Origin of the sequence: Labilithrix sp., assembly GCA_019637155.1 — a bacterium.
Classification (GTDB): domain Bacteria; phylum Myxococcota_A; class Polyangia; order Polyangiales; family Polyangiaceae; genus Labilithrix.
The window spans coordinates 205,033-226,873 of sequence record JAHBWE010000012.1 but is presented as its reverse complement, the minus strand read 5'-3'; the positions used below and the strand labels follow the sequence as shown (position 1 = coordinate 226,873).

Below are 21,841 nucleotides of genomic sequence, written 5' to 3'. Positions count from 1 at the left end.
CCTACGCGGGAGAGATGAACCCCTGATCTACTAGCCGCTGAAGTTGTCGCGGCGCGCAGATTCTTATGCCGCTTGCTGAAGAAGCTTGTCGAGGTCGGCGTGCCGAGTAGCGAAGAGCGTGGCTGCGAGCAAGTGGCCTTTATCGGTGAGTTGATATCGATGGCTTTTCGGTACTTTGCGAATGAGGCCATGGACGCGAAGGAGTCGGAGCTTCCGGCTGATCGCGGCGGAGAGGCGGCGTTGCTCGGACTGCGGCAAAGTCGGCGACGCGAGGATGAAGAAGCTGGCGGAGGTCACGGTTGCGGAATCCGGCCGTCGCGAATTCGCCGCGTGCGATGTTCCGGAGAAGGAGATATCGTCGGAGTCGCCGAGTCGAATGGCTTGGAAGCGACGTCCGGCGTCGACGACAGGCTTGGACACCGCGTCGAAGACAGCGGCGCAGGGACGCGGCCGGCTGGACGTTGGCTGTGGCAGCTCGGGATATTGATCGCGATCACGACGGGCACCACCTGGTGTGATCAGGATGCCGCGTGACGCTGGAAGTCACAGTGCGTGGGGCCGGGGGCGAGCCCCTCAGCGGTGCGACCGTGACGGATGTGACGCAATGTAGCGTCCCGGTCGGCTGCGTTCAGGTGACCGGAGACGACGGTCGTGCCGTGTTTGAGGTGGTTGAGCTGCTACGTGGTACTGGTGAGGTCCGCGTCGAGAAGACGGGGTTCGTTACGGCAACGAAGCCCTACTCGTACGACTGCGAACCTCCGTCGGGTTGCTCGGAAACGGCAACAACAGTGGTGATCGCTGTTCCGATGACGCCAACAGAATGAGCTGAGTATGCGTGCCAAAGGATGCGTCGTCGTCATGGTTGTGTCGAAGTTATCAATGCTCCTCGCAGGGCGTTCGCGTCGGGAATGGCGCAAGCTGACGGTCGACCTCGAACGGACGCCTACGCGAGCAGCGCGGCGCCCAGCACTCCGGCGCTGTCGCCGAGGGCGTGCTTCACGATGCGGGTGCGGAGCTCGTCGTTGAAGATCTCGCGGGCGACGGCGTCGCGGCCTCGTGTGTACAAGGCGTCCACGTTCGAGACGCCGCCGCCGAGGACGATGGTGTCTGGGTCGAGCACGTTGATCACGAGCGCGAGGGCGCGGCCGAAGAGCTCGATGCGCTCGGTGAGGAGCGTCTCCGCGATCGGGTCCTCCTTCGCCGTCGCGATCTCCGCGAGGGACTTTCGCGTGCCTGCGCGGCGCTCGTAGGCCGCCTCGATGAAGGGGCCGGCGAGGAAGGTCTCGATGCAACCCGTCTTGCCGCAGTAGCAGGGGACCGCGTCGGGGCCGGCGATCGGCACGTGGCCCCACTCGCCCGCGATCCCCTGCGCGCCGTCCCAGGCGTGGCCGTCGAACACGAGGCCGCCACCTACGCCGCTGCCCATGATGACCCCGAAGGCCACGCGCGCGCCGCGCGCGGCGCCCCACGTCGCCTCCGCGAGGGCGAAGCAGTTCGCGTCGTTCGCGAACGCGACGTCGCGGCCGAGGGCCTCCGCGAGCTCCGCGCGGAAGGGGCGGCCGTTGAGGCACGTCGTGTTCGAGTTCTTGATCAACGGGACGCTCGAGCGTGTGCCGTCGGGCAAGAGGAGAGTCGTCGAGCCCGGCATGCCGACGCCGATGGGCGTGCTCTGCGCGTCGATGCCTGCGTCCTCCGCGAGGCCGAGGACGAGCTGGCGCACCACGTCGAGCACGTGCTCGTAGCCGCGATCGCGCTCCGTCGGGACGCGGCGGCGCGCGAGGACGTTGGGCTCCGCGCCGCCGACCTCGACGACGACGGCCTCGACCTTCGTGCCGCCGAGATCGACGCCGATGCGGAGGCCGGGGCGCGGGCTCGTCGGGCTAGTCGGCGTCGTCAACGACGCCGCCCTTGCCCAACGTGCCGCCCGCGGCGGCGAGGAGGTAGGCCTCGACGAACGGATCGAGATCGCCGTCGAGCACCGCGTCCACGTTGCCCGTCTCGTGCGCGGTGCGGAGGTCCTTCACCATGCGGTAGGGCGCGAGGACGTAGCTGCGGATCTGCGCGCCGAAGCCGATCGCGGTCTTGCCCGCCTGGTAGGCCGCGGCCTGCTCTTCGCGCTTCGCCATCTCGGCCTCGTAGAGCTTCGCCTTGATCATCTTCAGCGCCATGCGGCGGTTCTGGAGCTGCGAGCGCTCCGCGCGGCACACGACGACGATGCCGCTCGGGACGTGCTTCATGCGCACCGCCGTCTCGACCTTGTTGACGTTCTGCCCGCCCTTGCCGCCGGCGCGCATCGTCGTCGTCTCGAGGTCCTCGTCCTTCACCACGATGTCGATCTCGTCCTCGATGTCGGGCGTGACCTCGACCGCGGCGAACGCCGTCTGACGGCGCGCGTTCGCGTCGAAGGGGGAGATGCGGACGAGGCGATGCACGCCGATCTCGCTCCGCAGGTGGCCGAAGGCGTGATCGCCCGCGATCGTGATCGTCGCGCCGTCGATGCCGGCCTCGTCGCCTTCCTGAAAGTCGATGATGTCCGTCTTGTAGCCGTGCCGCTCCGACCAGCGGAGGAACATGCGCATCAACATCTGCGCCCAGTCCTTCGCGTCGACGCCGCCGGCGCCGGGGTGGATGCTGAGGATCGCGTTGGCGTGATCGACCGGGCCCGAGAGCATGCGTCCGAGCTCGGCGCTGCGGAGGCGGCTCTCGAGATCGCCGAGCTGGCCTTCGATCTCCGTGATGACGGAGTCGTCCTTCTCCGACACGCCGAGCTCGAAGAGCTCCTTCGCGTCGATGATGTCGCGCGTGAGCTTCTCGGTCGTCTCGACCCGCTGCTCGATGCCGGAGCGCTTTCGCGTCACGGCCTGCGCCTTCTTGGAGTCGTCCCAGAACCCGGGGGCGAGCGTCTCCTCGTTGAGGCGCTCGATCTCGCGCTTCAGCTTCGGGACGTCAAAGATGCCCCCTTAGCGTCATGAGACGCCTTTGGAGGTCATCGAGCTTGTCGCGTGTCTCGGCGAGCATGGTGGCGCGAGCTTACCACGACAGCGCCGCCTCGCGAGTCGCCGCGGCGCCCGGTCTTTTTGGCTTGTGCGCGCCGAACCAGCCGTTCGTCAGCACGTCGAGCGCCGCCTCCGCCTCCATCACGCGGAGCGAGACGTCCACCTCGTCCCGCGTGCCGACCTGCGACGGCGGCAGCGTCCTCAGGTCGAGGAGGGCGCGCTGCCAGTGGAAGAGCGCGTCGAGCGTCTTGCCCGCGACGCGGGAGCGCGCGTCCCGATGCTCGAGGCGGATGCGCTCGAACGCGGGCTCGTCGTCCGCGTAGACGAGGCGATCGAACCGCCACGTGAGCCGCGCCTCGAGGCCGAGGTTCGCGTTCGTCGTGTCGCGCAGGACCGTGGGCGCGCTGCTCACCGGGTCGAGCGACGACGCGAGCGTGAGGTTGTCGTAGCGGATCGCCCGCAGCCTCGCCTCGGGCAGGATCGCGCTCCACCGCGCCCGCGACACGATCCCGTCGAGCCGCGAGTCGTCCGCGCCGAGCCCCGCCGCCCGCCAGGCCGCGGCGACGCACGACCGCGCGAGCCGCGGGCTCAGCGAGAGATCGAACGGCCCCTCCGGTGGCGGCGCGCTCGCCGCCGCCGCGGTGCGAACCAGCTCGGGTCCCGTCACGCGCGTGCTGCCGCGCGCGATCCGATCGAACGGCACGCCCAGCACCAGCATCCCGCCCACCTCGCCCCGCTGCGGTCCTTCGCGCGCGAAGCCGACGAGCGACAACCAAACCGATCCGGACGCCCGCGGCGCCGCGCGCGTCCCGACCCGAACGACGACGTCCTCCCCGTCGAGGTCTCCGTCGGCGACGGCGTCCTCGAGGTCGGGCGCGGCCCACGCCGGCGTGCCGATGGACAACAAGAAGAGGAGGGGGAAGAGAAACGATGCGACGAGCTTCATGCGACATCGGACCAGCCATCCGCGTGCCACCGCCTCGCGCGAGCAGTTTCCAGCACTTCCACGCCGTGACCATATGGTCCGGCCAGGCCAGGGCCAGGCCAGGGGCCACCCGCAGCCTCGCCCACCCTTTCTTGATTTGAACCGTCTACACGCGCATGCTTCCTGCGAGGCGCCGGGTGTCCAGCAGTGGGAGCGTTCGCGCCGGCGAGGTGATCGCCGGCAAGTTCCAGGTCGAGCGCGTCCTCGGAGAAGGAGGCATGGGCTACGTCGTGGCGGCCCGCCATCTCCAGCTCGGCCAGATGGTCGCCCTCAAGTTCATCAAAGAGGACGTCTGCACCCCCGAGTTCAAGGCCCGCTTCCTCCGCGAGGCCCGCAACACGGTGAAGCTCAAGAGCAAGCACGTCTCCCGCGTGCTCGACGTCGGCGCCCTCGACGGCGGCTCGCCGTACATGGTCATGGAGTACCTCGAAGGCACCGACCTCTCCGAGCTGCTCCAGCGTCGCGGCCCGTTTCCTCCCCAAGAAGCGGCCGACTACATCATCCAGGCGTGCGAGGCGATCGCGGAGGCGCACGGGCACGGCATCGTGCATCGCGACCTCAAGCCCGCGAACCTGTTCCTCACGCGCGGCACCGGCGGCGAGGCGGTCGTGAAGGTCCTCGACTTCGGCGTCTCGAAGGTCCTCGACCTCGACGACGACACGAGCGCGGGCGGCCATCACGACAGCGTCGTCACGAAGGCGACCGATCTCCTCGGCTCGCCGAGCTACATGGCGCCCGAGCAGGTCGTCTCCGCGCGCGACGCGGACTCGCGGAGCGACGTCTGGTCCATGGGCGTCATCCTCTTCCGCCTCGTCAGCGGCAAGGCCCCGTTCGCCGGCAACTCGCTCGGCGATCTCATCCAGAAGATCGTCCACGGCCCGCTCCCCAACCTGCGCGACGTCCGCCCCGACATCCCGGAGGGCCTCGAGCACGTCGTGTGGCGCTGCTTCGAGCGCGATCGCGAGAAGCGCCCCGACGCGGTCGAGCTCGCGCGCATGCTCTCGGCGTACGCCGGTCCGAACGCCGCGCCGTCGCTCGAGCGCATCGCGATCCTCGGGCCCGCCCTCATCCGCGCGCCGCTCGCGCCCTCGGTCCCGCCCGCGAGCGGATCGTACTCCGGTCAGTCGGGGCCGAAGGCGAACTGGACCTCCGGGCCGCCGATGCCCGCGATGGTCCCGATCGAGTCGCGTCCTCCGAAGAAGGACATGTCGAGCGCCAGCTTCTTCGTCTGGGTGCTCCTCTCCTTCATCGTCGTGGGCAGCCTCGCGTTCGTCGGCCGCAAGCTGATGAAGATGCCGAGCCTCGGCGGCGATCCGAAGCCCACGCCCACGTTCTCGCCGCTCCCGCCCCCGAGCGCGGAGCCGTCCGCCGTCGCGCAGCCACCCCCGAGCCCGAGCCCGGTCCCGATCCCGAGCCCGGCCCCCGTATCGATCCCGAGCGCGCGCCCCTCCGCGAGCGTCGGCCACGCACCGACGACGAAGCCGCCGATCACCCCGCGCCAGCCCACCGTGCGTCCGCCCGCGCCGGCCCCCGCGCCCGCGCCCGCGCCGCCTCCTCCGCCGCCGCCGGCTCCCGCGTCCGAGATCCCGGGCACGCGTGAGAACTGACGCGAAGGCGCGCGCGATCCTCCGCACGCTGAAGGAGGACGACAAGTCGCTCCTCCTTCGTCGCGTCGGCGCGTCGCTCGAGCTCGTGCTCGGCAACGTCGTGCTCCTCTCGAGCGCGGCGCTGGAGACGGAGCTCGTGTTCGGCGCGCTCGCGAACGAGGCGCCGCCGGGCCGTGTCCTCGTCGGCGGGCTCGGCTTCGGCGCGACGCTGCGCGGCGCGCTCGCGACGCACGCGACGGAGGTGATCGTGAGCGAGAAGCTCGGCGCCGTCATCGACGTCGCCCGCAACGAGGCCGCCGATCTCGTCGCGGGGGCGCTCGACGATCCGCGCGTGCGCCTCGAACGCTCCGACGTCGCGGACCTCATCGCCGCCGCCGCGCCGCGGAGCTTGAGCGCGATCCTCCTCGACGTCGACAACGGTCCCGAGTGGGCGAGCTTCCGCACCAACGCGCGGCTCTACGCCGAGGCCGCGCTCGTGCGCGCCCGGAACGCCCTCGTCCCCGGCGGCATCTTCGCGGTGTGGAGCGGCTACCCCGCGGACGCGTTCCTCAAGACGTTGCGCTCGGCGGGCTTCCTCCCCCGGATCGAGCCCTTGAAAGAGCGCGGCGTGGTCCGGGCCCGCGCCTACCTCGGACGCGCCCCGGAGATCGCCTAGAACCGCGTCATAACGACGACTTGGCCGCTTCGACGCGGGAGCGTCACACGATCGACGCACGGGCCCGAGGCGAAATCCCTAGATTCTCGCCCGAAGAATGAGGGAAAAGGACCGCTGAGATGGGCATTCAGGACGTCATTCGCTGGTTCATGCCGCGCGAAGACCACTTCTACGACTTCCTCGAACGCCAGGCGAAGAAGGCGCACGAGGGCGCGTGTGCCCTCTCGAAATTCGCGACCAACGGCAAGACCGCGGTCGAGACGCGCGACGACGTGCAGAAGATCGAGCACGAAGGCGACGGCATCGTGCGCGACATGGAGGAGGCGCTCGCGAAGACCTTCGTGACGCCGATCGATCGCGAGGACCTCCAGAAGCTCTCCTCCGAGCTCGACACCGTGCTCGACCTCACGAACGGCGCGGTCCGCGCCTGCGTGCTCCTCGGCGTCGACAAGCCGACGAAGCCGATGGCGGAGCTCATCGAGATCATCGTGCGCTGCACCTCGAAGATCGACGAGGCGATGCCCAAGCTCCGGAAGCACCAGTACGCCGATCTCCTCGAGACGGCGCGCGAGCTCCGCAAGATCGAGAAGGAGGCCGACGCGGTCTACCGCGAGGCGGTCTCCGCGCTCTTCAAGGCCGGCGGCACGAACCCCGGCATCGACGCGCGGGTCCTCATCCGCGAGAAGACGGTCCTCGAGGACCTCGAGAACGCCATCGATCAGTGTGATTCGATCGCGGACACGCTGACCAACCTCGCCGTGAAGCATGGTTAGCCTTCTCGTCTGCGTCATCGTCTTCGCGATCATCTTCGACTACATCAACGGGTTCCACGACGCAGCGAACGCGATCGCGACCGTCGTCTCCACCGGCGTCCTCCCGGTGCGCACCGCCGTCATCCTCGCGGGCGTCCTCAACTTCGTCGGCGCGGTGACCGGCACCGCCGTCGCGAAGACGATCGCGTCCGGCTTCGCCGCGCCCGCCGTCGTCACGCAGACCGTCGTCCTCGCCGCGCTCGTCGGCGCGTGCATCTGGAACTTGATCACGTGGTGGTACGGGATCCCGTCCTCCTCCTCCCACGCGCTGATCGGCGCGCTCGCGGGCGCGGTCTGCGCGAAGGCGGGCTTCGCCGCGTTCAATTGGGGCGCGCTGAAGGAGAAGGTCCTCGTCCCGCTCGTGGCCTCGCCCACGATCGGGTTCGCCGCCGCCTTCGTCATGATGGTCGTGCTGGTGTGGTCGATCCGCGGGATCCGCCCGCAGACGGTGCACCGCGCCTCGCGCCGCCTCACGCTCGTGTCGGCGATGGGGCTCGCCTTCGCGCACGGCTCGAACGACGCGCAGAAGTCGATGGGCATCATCACCCTCGCGCTCCTCGCGTTCGTGCACGACGGTCACGGCGGCAGTGTCCCGACCTGGATGCTCCCGAAGGGCGACGCGGTCCCGCTCTGGACGATCATCGCGTGCGCCGGGGCGATCGCGCTCGGCACGATGGCGGGCGGCACCAAGATCATCAAGACGATGGGGACGAAGATCATCCGCCTCAACACGCTGCAAGGCTTCGCCGCGCAGACGGCGGGCGCGATCACGATCCTCGGCGCGAGCCACCTCGGCTTCCCCGTCTCCACAACGCACTGCATCAACGCCTGCATCATGGGCGTCGGCGCGAGCAAGCGCGTGAGCGCGGTGCGCTGGGGCGTCGCGAGCAACATCGTCGTCGCGTGGGTGCTGACGATCCCGCTCTCGGGCGCGCTCTCCTACGTCACGATGCTCGGGCTCGACCGCGTCTTCCCGTAGGCGGTCTACAGGAGCTTGCCGGTCGACGTGTCGAGCACGCCGGCGCGCCAGATCTCCTCCGCCTCGCGCTTGCCGTGGTCGCACGTCTCCGCCGTCCGCGCGCCGTCGTACCAGACGTGCACGCACGGGCCGGGGCCCTTCTCCGCCCGCTCCTCGAGGTATTGCACCGAGATCGGGAGCTGCCGCGCGCCGGCCGGGATCGTCATGTACGTGTAAGATCCACGCGTCTTGACCTCGCAGAGGCCGGGGACGGGGATGTCCGCGGAGCAGCGCTGGCCGCGCGCCCCCGGCTCCTGGACGCGGAGGTTCACGCGCGGGAAGCTGTCGGCGACGTCCTTGATGTCGAAGCCGCTCCAGACGAGCTGCACGAGCACGTCCTTCGTCTTCGGCGGCTTCACGTCGACCGTCGCGCTGCCGGACGCCTGGCGGCCGCCCTCGTCTTTCGCCTCCGCCTTGATGTTGTACTTGCCGTAGACGTCGACCTCGAAGGTCCCGCGTTCGGAGCCTTGCTTGAACTTGAACTTGCTCGACGACCCGGCCGGCAGCTCGCCGATCGAGAGGTGACGATCGATCAGCTCGAACTTCCCGCGCGACGTCGCGGTGAGCGCGCACTCGACCGCGTCGCCCGGCTGCGCGGAGATGCTCGGCGCCCACTTCTCCTGGCCGCCGACGCGGCACTCGACGCTCGCGACGGGCGGCGGGCCACACGACTCGCCCGGCTCGGTCGTGATGAAGAACTTCACCGGCTTGTCGATGCGCGTCGCGGTCACCGCGTCGTAGGCGCGCTCCTGCCGGCGCTGGAGGCAGTTTTCGCCGAGCTTCTGCTCGGTGACGTAGACGTAGATGAACTCCGCCGTCTCGAGCGCGCGCTTGATCTTGAGGCCGGTGACCTTCCGCGAGTCGGCCGTCGCGAAGACGAGCATGTGCCGCTTCGGATCGACGGCGTTCTCCGGCATGTCGGGGACCTTGCCGATCGGCCACGCGGTGTTCCAGTCGTCGTGGTTGCGGATGACGCGGTAGCCGGCCTTTCCGCCGGCGAAGGGCTCCTGCTCACCGCGTTTCAGCTTGATCGGATCGCCTTTCACCTCCTCGACCTTGTCGCCGGGAGAGAGGCGCACGACGCTCAGCGGGGGAGTCGTCCCGCAAGCCGTGAGAAGAATGACGAAAAAAGCAGGCACGCACCAGTCGCGCATCGTGGGCTGCGATGATACACGACTCGCATGCTGACCGATCGCTTCACCGCCAAGGTCCTCGGCGGGGTCGTCGTCGTCATGACCGTGCTCATCGACGTGTCGTGCTTCATCTTCACGAGGCCCGAGGTCAGCCATCGCCCGACCTTCCCGCTGTTCCTCCTCTTCCTGTCGCTCCCGATGATCGGCGCGGCGGTGTACTTCTTCCGCCGCGCCAAGACCCTCAAGGAGTAGGTGCGGCTAAAGGCCGGGCTGGGACGCGGGGACGCCGTTGGCGTTCTTGCCGCGGTTCGCGTGCGACGGCTCGAGCATCTCCTCGATCACCTTCCTCGTGAAGGCGGGGATGTCGTCGGGCTTGCGGCTCGTGACGAGGCCCATGTCGACGACGACCTCCTTGTCGACCCACTTCGCGCCCGCGTTGACGAGGTCGGTCTGGATCGACGGCCACGATGTCACGGTACGGCCTTTCACGATCCCCGCGTCGATGAGCGACCACGGTCCGTGACAGATCGCGCCGATCGGCTTGCCGGCCTCGGCGAAGGCCCGCACGAAGGCCTGCACCTCGGGCAGGCCGCGCAGCATGTCCGGGTTCATCTGTCCGCCCGGGAGCACGAGCGCGTCGAAGGTCTCCGCCTTCGCGTCCTTCAGCAAGAGGTCGACCTTCACCTCGTCCCCCCAGTCCTTGTCCTTCCAGCCTTTGATGCTGCCCTCCTTCGGCGAGACGACGACGCACTCGACGCCCTCGCCTTCGAGGATCTTCTTCGGATCCACGAGCTCGCTCTGCTCGAACCCATCCGTCGCGAGGATCGCCACCCGCTTGCCCTCTAGCTTCGTGTTCATTTTCTCTCGAACCTCCGCGCGTTCCCTTGCGAACGGAGCGCCAGGTTGAACCGGACTTTGCAAGACGCGTCGATGTCGCGAAACCCATCGGCCAGCTCGGCCATCGGAGGTCATCGAGATGTCGCTCGCTTCCGGCATGGCTGCCGCGGCGTTGTTCTTTGTCGCCGCGGACCTCGTCTACACGCTCGACCACTACTTCGTTCACCACGACCGCGAGCGTTATCGCCGGGGGCACGGTCGTCATCACACGCGCTACGTCGGTCAGAAGAACGCGCCGCAGCTCGACGAGTACGAGCTCTCGACGTACACGAGCGCGGCCGCGCTCTCGATCGCAGGGATGATGACGGTCTCGCTCTTGACCGGGAACTGGGGCTTCGCGATCGGCGCCGTCCTCAAGTACGTCCACTCGCTCGTCTTCCACTGCTACCAGCACAAGTGGTGGTCGTCCGAGGTCACGCTGAAGAAGCAGGACCTCGCGCCGCCGAAGCCCACGTGGGGCTTCGCGTCGGCGCGCTACCACGCCCATCACCACGGCCACCCGAACGATCGGGTCTTCACCTACGCCGAGACCTGGGCCGGGTTCGACCGCATCCTCGAGTGGGCCCACCCGTGGCTCGTCAAGTACACCGTCGACGGCCGCGCCCGCGCGGGACGTGACGATCACCTCGCCCTTCCGTCGTGAACTGGCTCGGCGCCGGTCTGCCGTCGTTCCTCGCCGCGCTGGGAGGCGCCGCCGTCGGCGCGCTCCTCCACGCGCTGCTCCTCCGGCACGGCGTCGATCTCCCGCCGCTCGTCGCGCTCGTCGCGAGCGTCGGCGCGGTCCTCCCGTCGAAGGAGAGGAGCGGCCTCCGCGGGATCCTCGTCGCGTCGCTGTCGTGCTGGGCCGCCGCGCTCGTGGACGTGGTGGTGCGGCCCGAGCGCGGCGTCGTGCTCGATCTCCTCCACTTCAGCGCGCGGCTGACCACGCTCGGCCTCGGCCTCTACCTGCTCTCCGCCGTCCTCGGCGTCGCGGTCGCGTCACGCGCACGACCGGGCGTCGCGTAACGACGTGTATGCTGGCGGCGTGTCCGAGAAGAAGCTCGACACCGCGCTCTTGCCGACGCTCTCGAACGAGGAGCTGTCGCGCACGCTCGCGATGACGCCGGTGCGCATCGCGCAGCTCGAGGACACCGTCGCGCAGAGCCCGCGCTCGACGATCGAGCCGGACACGTCGAGCGTCGACTCGATGGGACGGCGCGCGGTCGAAGGGCTCGGCCAGGCGCGGAGCGATCGCTTTGCGGACGGGCTCGCGGTCGGCGCCACGATCGGCGAAGGCGGGATGGGCCTCGTGCGCGCGGCGACGCAGCAGTCGCTCGGCCGCAAGGTCGCGGTGAAGACGCTCAAGCCGGAGGCGCGGAACGAGCGCGCGACGCTGCGCCTGCTGCGCGAAGCGTGGGTCACCGGCTCGCTCGAGCACCCCAACATCGTGCCGGTCTACGACCTCGGTCTCGGTGAGGACGGCTCGCCGATCATCGTGTTGAAGCTGATCGAGGGCCGCCCTTGGTCGGAGGTCGCGCGCGATCCCGCCGCCGCGGCGGGCGGCGATCTCCTCGAGCGGAACCTCCGCGTCTTCGTCCAGGTCTGCAACGCGGTCAGCCTCGCGCACGCGCGCGGCGTCATCCATCGCGACCTCAAGCTCGAGAACGTGATGATCGGCCGCTTCGGCGAGGTCTACCTCGTCGACTGGGGGATCGCGGTGAGCCTGCGACCCGATCCGACCGGGCGCCTCCCGCTCGCCTCCGAGGCGACGGAGATGGCCGGCACGCCCGCGTACATGGCGCCGGAGATGCTCGGCAACGGCGCGGTGCTCTCCGAGCGCACCGACGTCTATCTGCTCGGCTCGATCTTGCACGAGCTCCTCGTCGGCAAGCCGCCTCACGCCGCCGACAACCTGCGCGCGATCCTCGCGTCGATCGTCCTCTCGCAGGTGAGCCTCCCGCCCTCGGTGCCGCGCGAGCTCGCCGCGATCGTGCGGCGCGCGACGAGCCGCGATCCGGCGGAGCGCTTCGCCTCGGCCGAGGAGCTGAAGGCGCGCGTCGAGTGGTATTTGCGTCATCGCGGGTCGCTCGCGCTGTCGGACGCGGCCGCGTCGCGCGTGAAGGACATCCGCGCGGTGCTGGGCGGCTCGCACGACGAGGTCCGGCGCGACCGCATCCACAAGCTCTTCGCCGAGGCGCGCTTCGGCTTCCGCCAGGCCGTCCTCGCTTGCCCCGACAACGAAGAGGCGCTCGCGGGGCTGCGCGAGGCGACGACGCTGGTCGTCGAGTACGAGCTCGCGGAGGGCACGCCGGAGGCCGCCGCCGCCGCGCTCGCGGAGCTCGATCCCGCGCCGCCGGAGCTCGCCGCGCGCGTCGCCGCGGCGCTCGAGGCGCGCGCGGCGGAGAAGGCGCGGGTCGCGCAGCTCGAACGGATCGGCGCGCAGCACGACTCGTCGACCGGCCAGCGCACGCGCATGGTCGTCGGCGGCATCCTCGCGTGCAGCTGGTCGCTCAACCCGTACCTCGCAGAGTGGGCGCTCGAGAGTTACCCGGACGCGCCGTACTGGAGCTGGTATGGCGCGACCTTCGCGTTCTGCGCGTTCGCCTGGTTGGTGGCGTACTGGGGGCGCGAGTCGCTCCTCAAGACCGTGCTGAACCGACAGCTCATCGCGGTGATCGCGGTCATGTTCGCGACGCAGTTCTCGCTCCAGGTCGGAGGTCACCTCCTCGCGCTGCCGGCGCGCCCGCTCCTCACGCTCCACGTGCTCGTCTGGTTCAGCGGGGCGGCGTATGGCTCGATCGTCATCGATCGGAAGCTCGCTTACGGCGCGCTCGGGTACCTCGCCGCGTTCCTCTACGCGTGCTCCGTGCCGCAGCACGTCTTCCATGCGATGTCGCTCGCGAGCGTCGGCCTCGTCGTGAACATCGCGATCGCGTGGTTCAGGCCGCGATCAGCGTAGGGTGCAGCCGACGCTCGCGACGAAGGTCTGCGACGCCGAGCCCATGAACGTCGTGACCTCGACCGTCGTCCCGGCCGGCACCTCGACGCTTCGCTTCTCCGGGTTCACGTCGGTGGCGACGGTGCACACCGCGTTCTTCGAGCACCCGTTCTCGAGGATGACGACGTGGTTGTAGCCGTAGGGCACGTAGCGTGACTCGGTCGCGACGCGAACGCACGCCGGCACCGGCGGCGGAGGGGGCGCGGGCGCGCCGGCGTCCGCTGCTTCCGCGGAGGTGGCGGCGGCGAAGGCGATGGCGAACGGCAGCGTCAGGATCAGCGCGCGCATGCCTCTAGCCTCGATCCTCCAGGCGCTCCACGCAAGGCGCGACGAGCTCCCACGTGAGGACGGAGCGGACGGCGGCGGCGCACTTGTCCTGCGCCCACCGCATCGCGAGCTCGAAGCCGCAGTCGATCGAGGCCATCATCACCGACTCGACCGCGGCGGCGGGCGCGCTCGAGAGCACCGCGCGATCGGCGACGCCCATCCCCACCGCGAGCGCCGCGCGCATCGCGGCCTCGCTCGCGGGATCGGCCGCGCCGGCGAGCGCACGGTCCAGCTCGTCGGCCGCGCGCGCCACCTCCTCCGCGGTCGCCTCGCCGCGCGTCCATCGCTCGCACAGGTCGAGCATCGTCGCGGGGGCGTCGTCGGTGATGCGCACGCACTGGATCGCGGCGCGGACCAATTGCGTGTGCTCTGCACCGATCCGCTCCGCGATGCCGAGGAGCCAGTCGCCGCGCGGACACTCGCGCCACAGCGACTCCCAATCGTCGAAGCGCGCGAGTCCGTCGAGCACGTCGCGCTGCGCTTGATGCGCGGAGAGCCACGCGATCGGGCGTGAGGTACCCATGGGTATCCATCCTACACGCGCGACGCCGTACGTACACGAAACCACTGAAAAATAGGGAGACGCTGCGTGGACTCATCATGGGAACGTGCGTGTACCAAAAAGGCTGCCCATGAAGCTTCACCTCATCGGGCTCCTGGGTGCGTTCCTGCTCGCGGCGTGCGCGAGCGAGACGGGCGACGACGCGGAGGCGACGACCGAGAGCGCGGCGACGGCGCCGGACCCGAGCGGCGCGCCGTACCCGATCGTGCTGTTGCACGGCATGGCCGGCTTCGGGAAGCTCGAGGTGGGGCCGATCGAGGTCACGTACTTCAAGGGCGTCGTCGAGGAGCTCGCGAAGAACGGCGAGGCGGTCTACGTGACGCTCGCGCCGCCGTACGACACGAGCGAGGTCCGCGCCCGCGCGATCGCGGAGCAGATCGATCGGATCCTCGCGCGCACCGGCAAGCGGAAGGTGAACCTGATCGGCCACTCGCAGGGCGGGCTCGACGCGCGCGTCCTCGCGAGCCCGAACGGCCTCGGCTACGGCGATCGCGTCGCGTCGATCACGACGATCTCCACGCCGCATCGCGGGAGCAAGTTCGCGGACACGATCCTCGATCTCGTCGACCGCATCCCGCCGGGCGTGGTCGACCCCGTCCTCGACGGCGCGCTCGAGCTCCTCCAGATCACCGCCTACGAGCTCAAGACGGACGCGCACATCCGAGCGCAGGGCACGATGCTGACCGAGCGCTACATGAAGGGCGTCTTCAACCCGACGTACGTCGACGATCCGCGCGTCGCGTACAAGAGCTACGCGGGCCGCACGAACATGCGCACCGGGATCCTCGACTGCGGGAACGCCACCTACGCGAACGAGCCCTGGGATGTGCTCCCGGCGCAGCCGATGCTCGCGCCGCTAGCGCTCTTCCTCGAGGAGGGCGCGAAGCTCAAGGTGAACGACGGCCTCGTCACGGTGGACAGCGCGCGCTGGGGCACGTTCGAGGAGTGCGTCGCGGCCGATCACCTCCAGGAGGTGGGGCAGCTCGGGCCGTTCGGCTGGTTCGACTCGGTCGCCCTCTTCAAGACGATCGTGAAACGGACTAGGAAAGCTGGACTCTGACCGACCTTCGGGAGGGCGTATCGTGTGAGCCACACGATGCTGAACACGGTCATCGTCAGCGCAGGGGTCATCGTCGAGGGAGGTGCGGTCCTCCTCTCGCGGCGGAAGAAGGGCACGCACCTCGCCGATCGCTGGGAGTTCCCCGGGGGCAAGGTCGACGCGGGCGAGGATCCGCGCGCCGCGCTCCGGCGTGAGCTCGAGGAGGAGCTCGGCATCGACGTCGACGTCGGGGAGATCGCGGACGTCACGTTCCACCGCTACGACGACGCGAACAAGGCGGTGCTCCTCCTCTTCTTCCACGCCGTTCGCCGCCCGGGCTCCCCCGAGCCGCGCGCGCTCGACGTCGCTGACGTGAAGTGGGCGCGCCCCGACGACCTCGACCCCGCCGAGTTCCCGCCCGCCGACGTCGCGATCCTCGCGAAGGTCCGCGCGCTGCTCGCGCCGCCGCGTTGACGGCCGAGCCTCGCTCAGGTCGTGACGATCGTGGCGAGCGGGCTCGTCGCGAGCGGCTTCGTGTCGTCCATCACGCAGACCGGCGGCTCGGCCGGCGTGTAGATCCGCTGCGTGTAGAGGCTCGTGCGTGCGTCGGCGAGCTCGAGGACGATGACGTCGATCTTCTCGCCGCGCGGGTTCGTCGCGCTCGACTCCGAGAAGAAGGCGACGCGAACGGGGCTCAGGTCCGCCGCTGCGCGCGCGAGCTCGCCGAGACTTCCTTCGCGCGACGCGGCTGACGGGAACGCGACGACGGTCACCTTCCCGGCGGCGTCCCAGAACATGGCCTGCCGCACGAGCGATCGCTGCTTCTGCCAGAGCTCGAAGACGAGGCCCTCCGCCTCTTCGATGAAGGACGTCATTCCGCCAACCTATTCCCTTACCGTGGCAGCCGTCATCGAAACTCCGCCGCGAACCAGGCGATCGCGTCGGCGACGGCGTCTTCGATCGGGCTCTGCGGCCGCCGGCTCACGCGATCGGCCCACGCGCGCGCGACACGTCCCGCGATCGCCGCCGCGGCGAAGGGCGCGACCACGATCGGCTTCCGTTTCCCCGCCGCGCGACCTCGACGCCGCCCTCGTCGGCAAGGCGATGCTCGCCACGATCATCGGCGCCCAAACGATGGCCGAGCTCGGCGTCGACCTCGACCCCGCCGCGCTCTCGCGCATGCTCCTCGCGCTCCTCACCCGTCGCTGACGCGTCGTCGCGCGCTCGAGTGGATCAGCGCATCGTGCTGCAGTCTTCGAGCTGCGATCGCTCGACGAGCGGCGGCGTGCGCTTCTCGCCCTGCCCGAAGAGCTCGACGTGCACGGAGGGCCCATCGTCTTTCGTGCCGAGCGCATAGATCGTCGCGCCCGCGTGGTAGGTCCCCACGCGCGCCGTCTTGTCGCCGACGTAGATCGGCACCTCATGGTTGCACCGGAGACGCCTCACCGCGTCCTTGTCGGTCAAGAGGATGCCGATCATGGTGTCGGCGTCGGACTTCGCCGGCTTCGCGATCGCGGACGAAGCGATCCAGGCGTCGATGAAGGTCTCGTCGCCCATCAGTCGGATCTTCGTCTGGCGGCCCTTCCGCTCGAGGACGTGGATGGTCCGCGTCTCCGCGTCGGCGTCGCGCGGCACCGCGAGGGTCCCCACGACCGCGCCTCCACGCGTGGCGCGAAGCTCCGACGTCTTGCCCGCCGCGAGCTTGGCGCGGCGACCGTCGGCGAACGGCACATTGGGACCCCAGCCGAGGCCGAGATCGGCGCAGTCGAGCTCGATCGCGCCGGGCGCGGACGCGGACGCGGCTTGCACCAGCTTCGGCAGCTTCGGTTGCGTCACGATCGCGCCGTCCCTCACCTCGACGGGCCGCACGCCGTGGACGCCGATCCACCCGTCGCGCAGGATCGCCGTGCGCGGCGCGAGACGGAGATCCTCGATGCGCACGTCGCCGGTGAGCGCGAGCTCGGCCCCGTCGAAGCGAGCGGCGCCTGTCGTCTCGCCGGCGAAGAGCGACACTTCACCCTCGAGCGCGGCAGACGCGCTGGCGAAGACCTCGTCTCGAAAGCGAAGGGGCAGCGAGGGGATGCGATCGTGCGATCCGTGCAGCACGCAGGCCGGCTTCCGCGGCGGCGGCGGCGCTGGTCGCGCGACGGGCGGCTCGCTCGTCACGGGTGCGGACGTCACTTCGACCGCAGCGTGAGGCTCCGCGATCGGCGCGCACGCCGTCGCGGACAGGACGAGGATCGCGACGGAGGCACGCATGAGGCGAGGGTCGTAGGCGCGAGGCCTCGCGTACGCCAATGAAATAGCGGTGTCGCTTCTGAAACCGTTCTGTCTCTGACGTAGGGGGTGCCGGGTGCATCGCTCCGAGTCGTTGCGATATTTGCGCAGGCTATGGCGTGGCGCGACTAGGATGCGCGCCCTCGATGCGCCGCTTGCTCGTCGTCGCTGTCGCCCTCGCGCTCGCGATCGGGCTCGCTGCGGGCGAGGCGCGTGCGCAGTCGGATCAGCCCGCCGACGCGAACGCGGTGGTGCCGCCGCGGCTCGCGCAGGACTCGCCGGCGAAGTACCCCGCCGAGGCGCGGCGCGCGGACGTGCTCGTCGATCTCATCCTCGACGTCGATCCCACCGGCGCGGTCGCGAAGGCGGTGGTGGAGAAGAGCGGCGGCGCCGGGTTCGACGAGGCGGCGCTCGAGGCCGCGAAGGGGCTGAAGTTCGAGCCCGCCACGCGGGGGGCGCGGCCGATCGCGGCGCGGATTCGGTTCACGTACACGTTCACGCCGCCGCCGGCGCGCATCGTGGGGAGGATCGCGCGGCGCGCGACGGACTCGCCGATCGCCGGGGCCACCGTCGTCGTGAAGGACTCTGCCGGCGTGGAGCATCGCGCTACGACCGGGGCCGACGGGAGGTTTCGCGTCGACGCGCTGCCGTTCGGGAAGGCGCATCTCCGGATCTCGGCGCCGCGGCAGGAGCCGGTCGACGCCGACGAGGAGCTCGCGCCGGGCGAGGAGTACGAGCTGACCTTTCGCCTTCAGCCGCCGCCCGAGCCGAAGCAGGACGACCTCGGCGGCGTCGCGGGGCCGCCGCCCGAGGTGGAAGAGGTGCGCGTGAAGGGCGACCGACCGCCGCGCGAGGTGACCAAGCGCACCATCTCGCGCGACGAGGTGTTCTCGAGCCCCGGCACCAACGGCGACGCGCTCCGCGCGGTGCAGAACCTCCCCGGCGTCGCGCGGCCGCCGCCGTTCGGCGGGCAGCTCGTCGTGCGCGGGTCCGCGCCGCAGGACACGCAGACGTTCATCGACGGCACGAACGTGCCGCTCATCTATCACTTCGGCGGGCTCAGCTCCGTCGTGCCGAGCGAGTCGCTCGACCGCATCGACTTCTACCCCGGCAACTTCGGCGCGCAGTACGGCCGCGGCATGGGCGGCATCATCGACGTCGGGCTCCGCGACCCGAACGCCGACGGCACCTTCCACGCGATGGCGCAGCTCGACTCGATCGACGTGCGCTTCTTCGTCGAGCGCTCGCTCGGCAAGGGCTGGAGCTTCTCGGCGAGCGGACGCCGCTCGTACTTCGACGTGTGGCTCGGGCTCCTCGCGGGCGACGGGCTCGCGACCGCGCCGCGGTACTACGACTACCAGCTGATGGTGCGGAAGGAGTTCTCGCCGGACCACGACCTCCGCTTCACGTTCTTCGGGTCGGACGACCGCCTCGAGATCTTCAACACCGCGACCAACGGCGGCGACTTCCTGCTCGGCGGGAACATCCGCGCCGCGATCACGTTCTGGCGCGCGCAGGCGCGGTACCAGAACAAGCTGAAGACCGGCACCCGCATCACCGCCGTCGCGGCGATCGGACAGGACGCGATCGACTTCGGCTTCGGCGAGAACTACGCCGTCATCGACGCGATGCCGGTCTCGCTCCGCACCGAGATCTCGCAGCGCATCGTGCGGCAGCTCACGGTGAACGCGGGCATCGACATCCTCCACACGCCCTACGAGGTGACGGTGCGGTTCCCGCGGCCGGAGCGCCCCGGCGTCCCGAGCGGCGGCATCGGCGCGCCCGCCCTCACCGCCGTCAACGACGGATCGGTGTACACGCCCGGCGCGTACGGCGAGCTCGAGATCGCGCCGCTCAAAGGCACCCGCATCGTGCCCGGCTTCCGCGCCGACTACACGAACCAGACGAAGGAGTGGAACTACTCGCCTCGCGTCGTCGCGCGGCAGGAGGTCCCCCACGGCGGCGCGCGCACGACGCTGAAGGGCGGCGTCGGCCTCTTCTACCAGCCGCCCTCGCCGTTCGAGCTCGACCCGATCTTTGGGCAGCGTGGGCTCCGCGCGAACAAGAGCGTCCACTACTCGGTCGGCCTCGAGCAGGAGCTGCTCGGGAAGGCGGAGCTCGGGGTCGAGGGGTTCTACAAGGAGCTCGATCGCCTCGTCGTCACCGACGCCGGCAACGGCGGCAGCGGCTTCGTGTACGGCACCGAGACGCTCGTCCGCTGGAAGAACGATCCGAAGATGTTCGGGTGGCTCGCGTACACCATCTCGCGGAGCGAGCGGCGCGACGGGCCGGGCGAGGCGCTCCACCTCGCGCCGTTCGATCAGACGCACATCCTCACGCTGCTCGCGAGCCGCGTCTTCGGGAACGGCCTCCGCGTCGGCGCGCGCTTCCGGTTCGTGAGCGGGAACCTCTTCACCGCGAACGCGTACAACTCCGTCTTCGACGCCGACCGCGCCGCGTACCAGCCGGTCGGCACGCTGCCGCTCTACAACGACCGCATGCGCGCGTTCCACCAGCTCGACCTCCGCTTCGAGAAGCGCTTCGACGGCGCGAGGCCGTTCAAGGCCGTCACCGCGTACGTCGACATCCAGAACGTCTACTACCACCGCGCGCAAGAAGGTGTGGAATACAACTATAACTACACCGTCAGCCGCTCACTCCAGGGCCTGCCGCAGCTCTTCATCACCGGCGTGAGGATGGACCTATGAGGATGGGGCTTTTCAACGTCGGGGGCTCTGCCCCCGACACCCCCGCCCCAGACACGGTCCTCGCGCGGAGCGCTCGGGGCGCTGCGCGCCCGCTGTGGCGGCCGCTTCTGGGGCCCCTTCTCGTCGTCGGTGTCGTGGTCGCGGCCTGCAACAACGATCCCTTTCCGAACAAGAGCGAGGTGAAGCAGGTCCGCATCCTCGCGGTGCGTTCGGACCTGCCTTATGCGCGGCCCGGCGAGACGGTGAGCCTCGAGGCGCTCGTCGACGATGGGCGGATGGACAAGCCCGAGCCGATGCGCGTGCACTGGTTCAAGGTGCCGTGCGTCGATCCGCCCGGCGGGCAGTACTTCGACTGCTACCCCTACCTCGAGGCGGCGTACCCCGCCGGCGTCGACCTCTCGCCGATGCTCGAGGAGGGGACCGCGACGTCGATCACGATCCCGAACGACGCGCTCGACGGCGTCGTGCCCGAGCCGGGGCGCGGCAGCGAGCCGGCGGTGACCTCGTGGACGTTCCTGATCGCGTGCGGCGGGCACGTCGAGCGGAAGCCGCGCGTCGCGAGCCTCGCGCCGAACCAGGCGCCGTTCGGGTGCTTCGGCGCGGACGGCAAGGAGCTCTCCGCCGACCACGGCGTGTTCGGGTTCACGCGCGTCACCGTCACCCCCACGCGCCGCAACAAGGTCCCGCAGATCACGCGGCTCGTGCATCGCGGCCGCCACGTCGACCTCGCGCGCGGGCCCGTCGTCGAGCGCTGCGACAAGACGGTCCTCGAGGACTTCTTCGACTGGAACTGCATCTGGAACGGGATGGACATCAACTTCGACGAGTCCGACGCCGAAGAGGACCCCGACAACGTCGACGCGAACGGCCGCGTCGGCAAGGAGACGCTCTACGTCGACTGGTACGTGACGCTCGGACGCTTCATCCAGCCGCGCATCGTCGTGCGCGATCCCTTCGCCGGCGGGCCGGAGATCAGCAACGCGCTCTACGAGCCGACGCGCGCGCCGGGGAAGGGGATCTTGTGGGCCGTCCTCCACGACAACCGCGGCGGCGTCTCGTGGATCCAATCGCCGATCGAGGTCGTCGACGGACCCGATCGCGATCTGCCGTAGCTGTCGTAGCTGCCGTAGCGATCAGGTCTTCACGCGGCGGAGCAGCTTCGCGGTCGCGAACGCGTTCCAGATCGCGAAGCACGCGAACATCGCGCAGAGGATGACGGCCCACCGCGCGTCCGCGGGGGCGTTGCCGTCGACGAGGAGCCACGCGTCCTTCGGCACGTCGTGCTGCTTCGTGTCCTTGATCGCGTCGGCGAGCCCGCGGTGGCGGGGGCCGGCCTTGTCGAAGCGAACGAGGCGCCCCGACACCTCCGCCGGCGGGACCCAGCGCACGTTCTCGCCGCGCGGCGGGACGCGGACCTCGACCCAGACGTCGTCGCGCCCCGCGACCGGCATCAAGCGGAACGAGTCGGAGACGAGCGGGCGCTCGTAACGGATCGCGCCGCCGGCCCCGAGCATCACCGCGCCGTGCACGTACTGGTTCTCCACGAACGCCGCCGGCGCGGCGGTGGTGAGGTCGCCCACGTCGTGCGCGCCGGCCGGCGCGAAGGCGTACGCCGCGTCGCGGCGGAGCGCGAGGAGCATCGCGACCGACGCGAGCGCGGTCACGACCAGGAGCGCGACGGTGAGCGTGCGGCCCTGCTTCGGCGGATCCGGAAGCTCGAGGAGCTCGGGATCGAGCTCCTCTTTGGTCTCCTCGCCGTTCGGGCTCAGGTCTGTGGCCTCTGCGTCGGTCATCGGTAAGTCGAGCGGTTACGGAAGAGTACGACAGGATTCCGCGGGGGTGCCAAGT

At 69.9% G+C, this 21,841-nt stretch carries 24 protein-coding genes; 13 read left to right on the top strand and 11 right to left on the bottom strand.

Annotation, left to right across the window (positions count from 1 at the left end):
- The first annotated feature begins 72 nt into the window (after positions 1-72).
- Entirely contained in the window at positions 73-534 is a 462-nt protein-coding gene (locus tag KF837_25865; protein MBX3230772.1) for a hypothetical protein, read from the top strand.
- 409 nt (positions 535-943) lie between these two features.
- Here KF837_25865 and KF837_25860 read toward each other — a convergent pair whose 3' ends face one another.
- From KF837_25860 to KF837_25850, 3 genes are all read right to left on the bottom strand, one after another.
- Entirely contained in the window at positions 944-1,897 is a 954-nt protein-coding gene (locus KF837_25860; protein MBX3230771.1) for an ROK family protein, read from the bottom strand.
- A protein-coding gene (gene prfB, locus KF837_25855; GenBank protein ID MBX3230770.1) for a peptide chain release factor 2 occupies positions 1,881-3,018 on the bottom strand; the annotation gives its coding sequence in 2 pieces (ribosomal slippage) (positions 1,881-2,948 and positions 2,950-3,018; 1,137 coding nt in all). Before prfB ends, KF837_25860 begins: the two co-directional genes overlap by 17 nt.
- 12 nt (positions 3,019-3,030) lie before the next feature.
- Positions 3,031-3,942: a hypothetical protein gene (locus KF837_25850; GenBank protein MBX3230769.1), complete on the bottom strand. Its 912-nt coding sequence runs from the start codon at positions 3,940-3,942 to the stop codon at positions 3,031-3,033.
- Between the two features lie 176 nt (positions 3,943-4,118).
- On the opposite strand from KF837_25850, the gene KF837_25845 reads away from it, so the two are divergent.
- The 4 genes from KF837_25845 (at position 4,119) to KF837_25830 (ending at position 8,034) form a co-directional block, all read left to right on the top strand.
- On the top strand, positions 4,119-5,588 hold the full coding sequence (locus tag KF837_25845) for a serine/threonine protein kinase (protein ID MBX3230768.1): 1,470 nt from the start codon (positions 4,119-4,121) through the stop codon (positions 5,586-5,588).
- Positions 5,578-6,243 (top strand): hypothetical protein, encoded by a 666-nt coding sequence (locus tag KF837_25840; protein ID MBX3230767.1) that lies wholly within the window; start codon positions 5,578-5,580, stop codon positions 6,241-6,243. Before KF837_25845 ends, KF837_25840 begins: the two co-directional genes overlap by 11 nt.
- Before the next feature lie 119 nt (positions 6,244-6,362).
- A complete protein-coding gene (locus KF837_25835) occupies positions 6,363-7,016 on the top strand; it encodes a DUF47 family protein (GenBank protein MBX3230766.1) in 654 nt (217 codons plus the stop codon).
- A complete protein-coding gene (locus KF837_25830) occupies positions 7,009-8,034 on the top strand; it encodes an inorganic phosphate transporter (GenBank protein ID MBX3230765.1) in 1,026 nt (341 codons plus the stop codon). Before KF837_25835 ends, KF837_25830 begins: the two co-directional genes overlap by 8 nt.
- Before the next feature lie 5 nt (positions 8,035-8,039).
- Here KF837_25830 and KF837_25825 read toward each other — a convergent pair whose 3' ends face one another.
- The gene (locus KF837_25825) at positions 8,040-9,152 is read right to left on the bottom strand and encodes a hypothetical protein (protein MBX3230764.1); all 1,113 of its coding nucleotides are present in this window, start codon (positions 9,150-9,152) and stop codon (positions 8,040-8,042) included.
- A 102-nt stretch (positions 9,153-9,254) separates the two neighbouring features.
- Here KF837_25825 and KF837_25820 point away from each other — a divergent pair, with 102 nt between their 5' ends.
- The gene (locus tag KF837_25820; GenBank protein ID MBX3230763.1) at positions 9,255-9,458 is read left to right on the top strand and encodes a hypothetical protein; all 204 of its coding nucleotides are present in this window, start codon (positions 9,255-9,257) and stop codon (positions 9,456-9,458) included.
- A gap of 6 nt (positions 9,459-9,464) precedes the next feature.
- Here KF837_25820 and KF837_25815 read toward each other — a convergent pair whose 3' ends face one another.
- Positions 9,465-10,064 (bottom strand): type 1 glutamine amidotransferase, encoded by a 600-nt coding sequence (locus tag KF837_25815; protein MBX3230762.1) that lies wholly within the window; start codon positions 10,062-10,064, stop codon positions 9,465-9,467.
- A gap of 136 nt (positions 10,065-10,200) precedes the next feature.
- Between KF837_25815 and KF837_25810 the strand changes: the two genes are divergently transcribed.
- Genes KF837_25810 through KF837_25800 form a run of 3 tightly spaced genes read left to right on the top strand, consistent with a single transcriptional unit; the run spans position 10,201 to position 13,041 of the window.
- The gene (locus KF837_25810; protein MBX3230761.1) at positions 10,201-10,746 is read left to right on the top strand and encodes a sterol desaturase family protein; all 546 of its coding nucleotides are present in this window, start codon (positions 10,201-10,203) and stop codon (positions 10,744-10,746) included.
- Positions 10,743-11,108 (top strand): hypothetical protein, encoded by a 366-nt coding sequence (locus tag KF837_25805; GenBank protein ID MBX3230760.1) that lies wholly within the window; start codon positions 10,743-10,745, stop codon positions 11,106-11,108. The genes KF837_25810 and KF837_25805 overlap by 4 nt, the downstream gene beginning before the upstream one ends.
- Positions 11,109-11,127: 19 nt before the next feature.
- Complete coding sequence (locus tag KF837_25800; protein ID MBX3230759.1) at positions 11,128-13,041, top strand: serine/threonine protein kinase; 1,914 nt, start codon at positions 11,128-11,130, stop codon at positions 13,039-13,041.
- On the opposite strand, the gene KF837_25795 is transcribed toward KF837_25800, so the two are convergent.
- Positions 13,033-13,368 (bottom strand): hypothetical protein, encoded by a 336-nt coding sequence (locus KF837_25795; GenBank protein ID MBX3230758.1) that lies wholly within the window; start codon positions 13,366-13,368, stop codon positions 13,033-13,035. The genes KF837_25800 and KF837_25795 overlap by 9 nt on opposite strands.
- Before the next feature lie 4 nt (positions 13,369-13,372).
- Positions 13,373-13,930: a hypothetical protein gene (locus KF837_25790; GenBank protein MBX3230757.1), complete on the bottom strand. Its 558-nt coding sequence runs from the start codon at positions 13,928-13,930 to the stop codon at positions 13,373-13,375.
- Positions 13,931-14,039: 109 nt separating this feature from the next.
- Between KF837_25790 and KF837_25785 the strand changes: the two genes are divergently transcribed.
- Together KF837_25785 and KF837_25780 are read left to right on the top strand one after the other, a co-directional pair.
- Positions 14,040-15,029 carry an alpha/beta fold hydrolase gene (locus KF837_25785; GenBank protein MBX3230756.1) on the top strand — a complete coding sequence of 330 codons (990 nt, stop codon included), beginning with the start codon at positions 14,040-14,042 and terminating at the stop codon, positions 15,027-15,029.
- A 36-nt stretch (positions 15,030-15,065) separates the two neighbouring features.
- On the top strand, positions 15,066-15,482 hold the full coding sequence (locus tag KF837_25780; protein MBX3230755.1) for a (deoxy)nucleoside triphosphate pyrophosphohydrolase: 417 nt from the start codon (positions 15,066-15,068) through the stop codon (positions 15,480-15,482).
- A 14-nt stretch (positions 15,483-15,496) separates the two neighbouring features.
- On the opposite strand, the gene KF837_25775 is transcribed toward KF837_25780, so the two are convergent.
- From KF837_25775 to KF837_25765, 3 genes are all read right to left on the bottom strand, one after another.
- Positions 15,497-15,883 carry a hypothetical protein gene (locus tag KF837_25775; GenBank protein MBX3230754.1) on the bottom strand — a complete coding sequence of 129 codons (387 nt, stop codon included), beginning with the start codon at positions 15,881-15,883 and terminating at the stop codon, positions 15,497-15,499.
- A 32-nt stretch (positions 15,884-15,915) separates the two neighbouring features.
- Positions 15,916-16,056, bottom strand: a complete 141-nt coding sequence (locus tag KF837_25770) for a hypothetical protein (GenBank protein MBX3230753.1) — start codon at positions 16,054-16,056, stop codon at positions 15,916-15,918.
- A gap of 185 nt (positions 16,057-16,241) precedes the next feature.
- Positions 16,242-17,267: a hypothetical protein gene (locus tag KF837_25765; protein MBX3230752.1), complete on the bottom strand. Its 1,026-nt coding sequence runs from the start codon at positions 17,265-17,267 to the stop codon at positions 16,242-16,244.
- Between the two features lie 164 nt (positions 17,268-17,431).
- On the opposite strand from KF837_25765, the gene KF837_25760 reads away from it, so the two are divergent.
- Together KF837_25760 and KF837_25755 are read left to right on the top strand one after the other, a co-directional pair.
- The gene (locus tag KF837_25760; protein ID MBX3230751.1) at positions 17,432-19,993 is read left to right on the top strand and encodes a TonB family protein; all 2,562 of its coding nucleotides are present in this window, start codon (positions 17,432-17,434) and stop codon (positions 19,991-19,993) included.
- 134 nt (positions 19,994-20,127) lie between these two features.
- Positions 20,128-21,105: a hypothetical protein gene (locus KF837_25755; protein MBX3230750.1), complete on the top strand. Its 978-nt coding sequence runs from the start codon at positions 20,128-20,130 to the stop codon at positions 21,103-21,105.
- A gap of 21 nt (positions 21,106-21,126) precedes the next feature.
- On the opposite strand, the gene KF837_25750 is transcribed toward KF837_25755, so the two are convergent.
- The gene (locus KF837_25750) at positions 21,127-21,786 is read right to left on the bottom strand and encodes a hypothetical protein (GenBank protein MBX3230749.1); all 660 of its coding nucleotides are present in this window, start codon (positions 21,784-21,786) and stop codon (positions 21,127-21,129) included.
- Positions 21,787-21,841 lie beyond the last annotated feature (55 nt).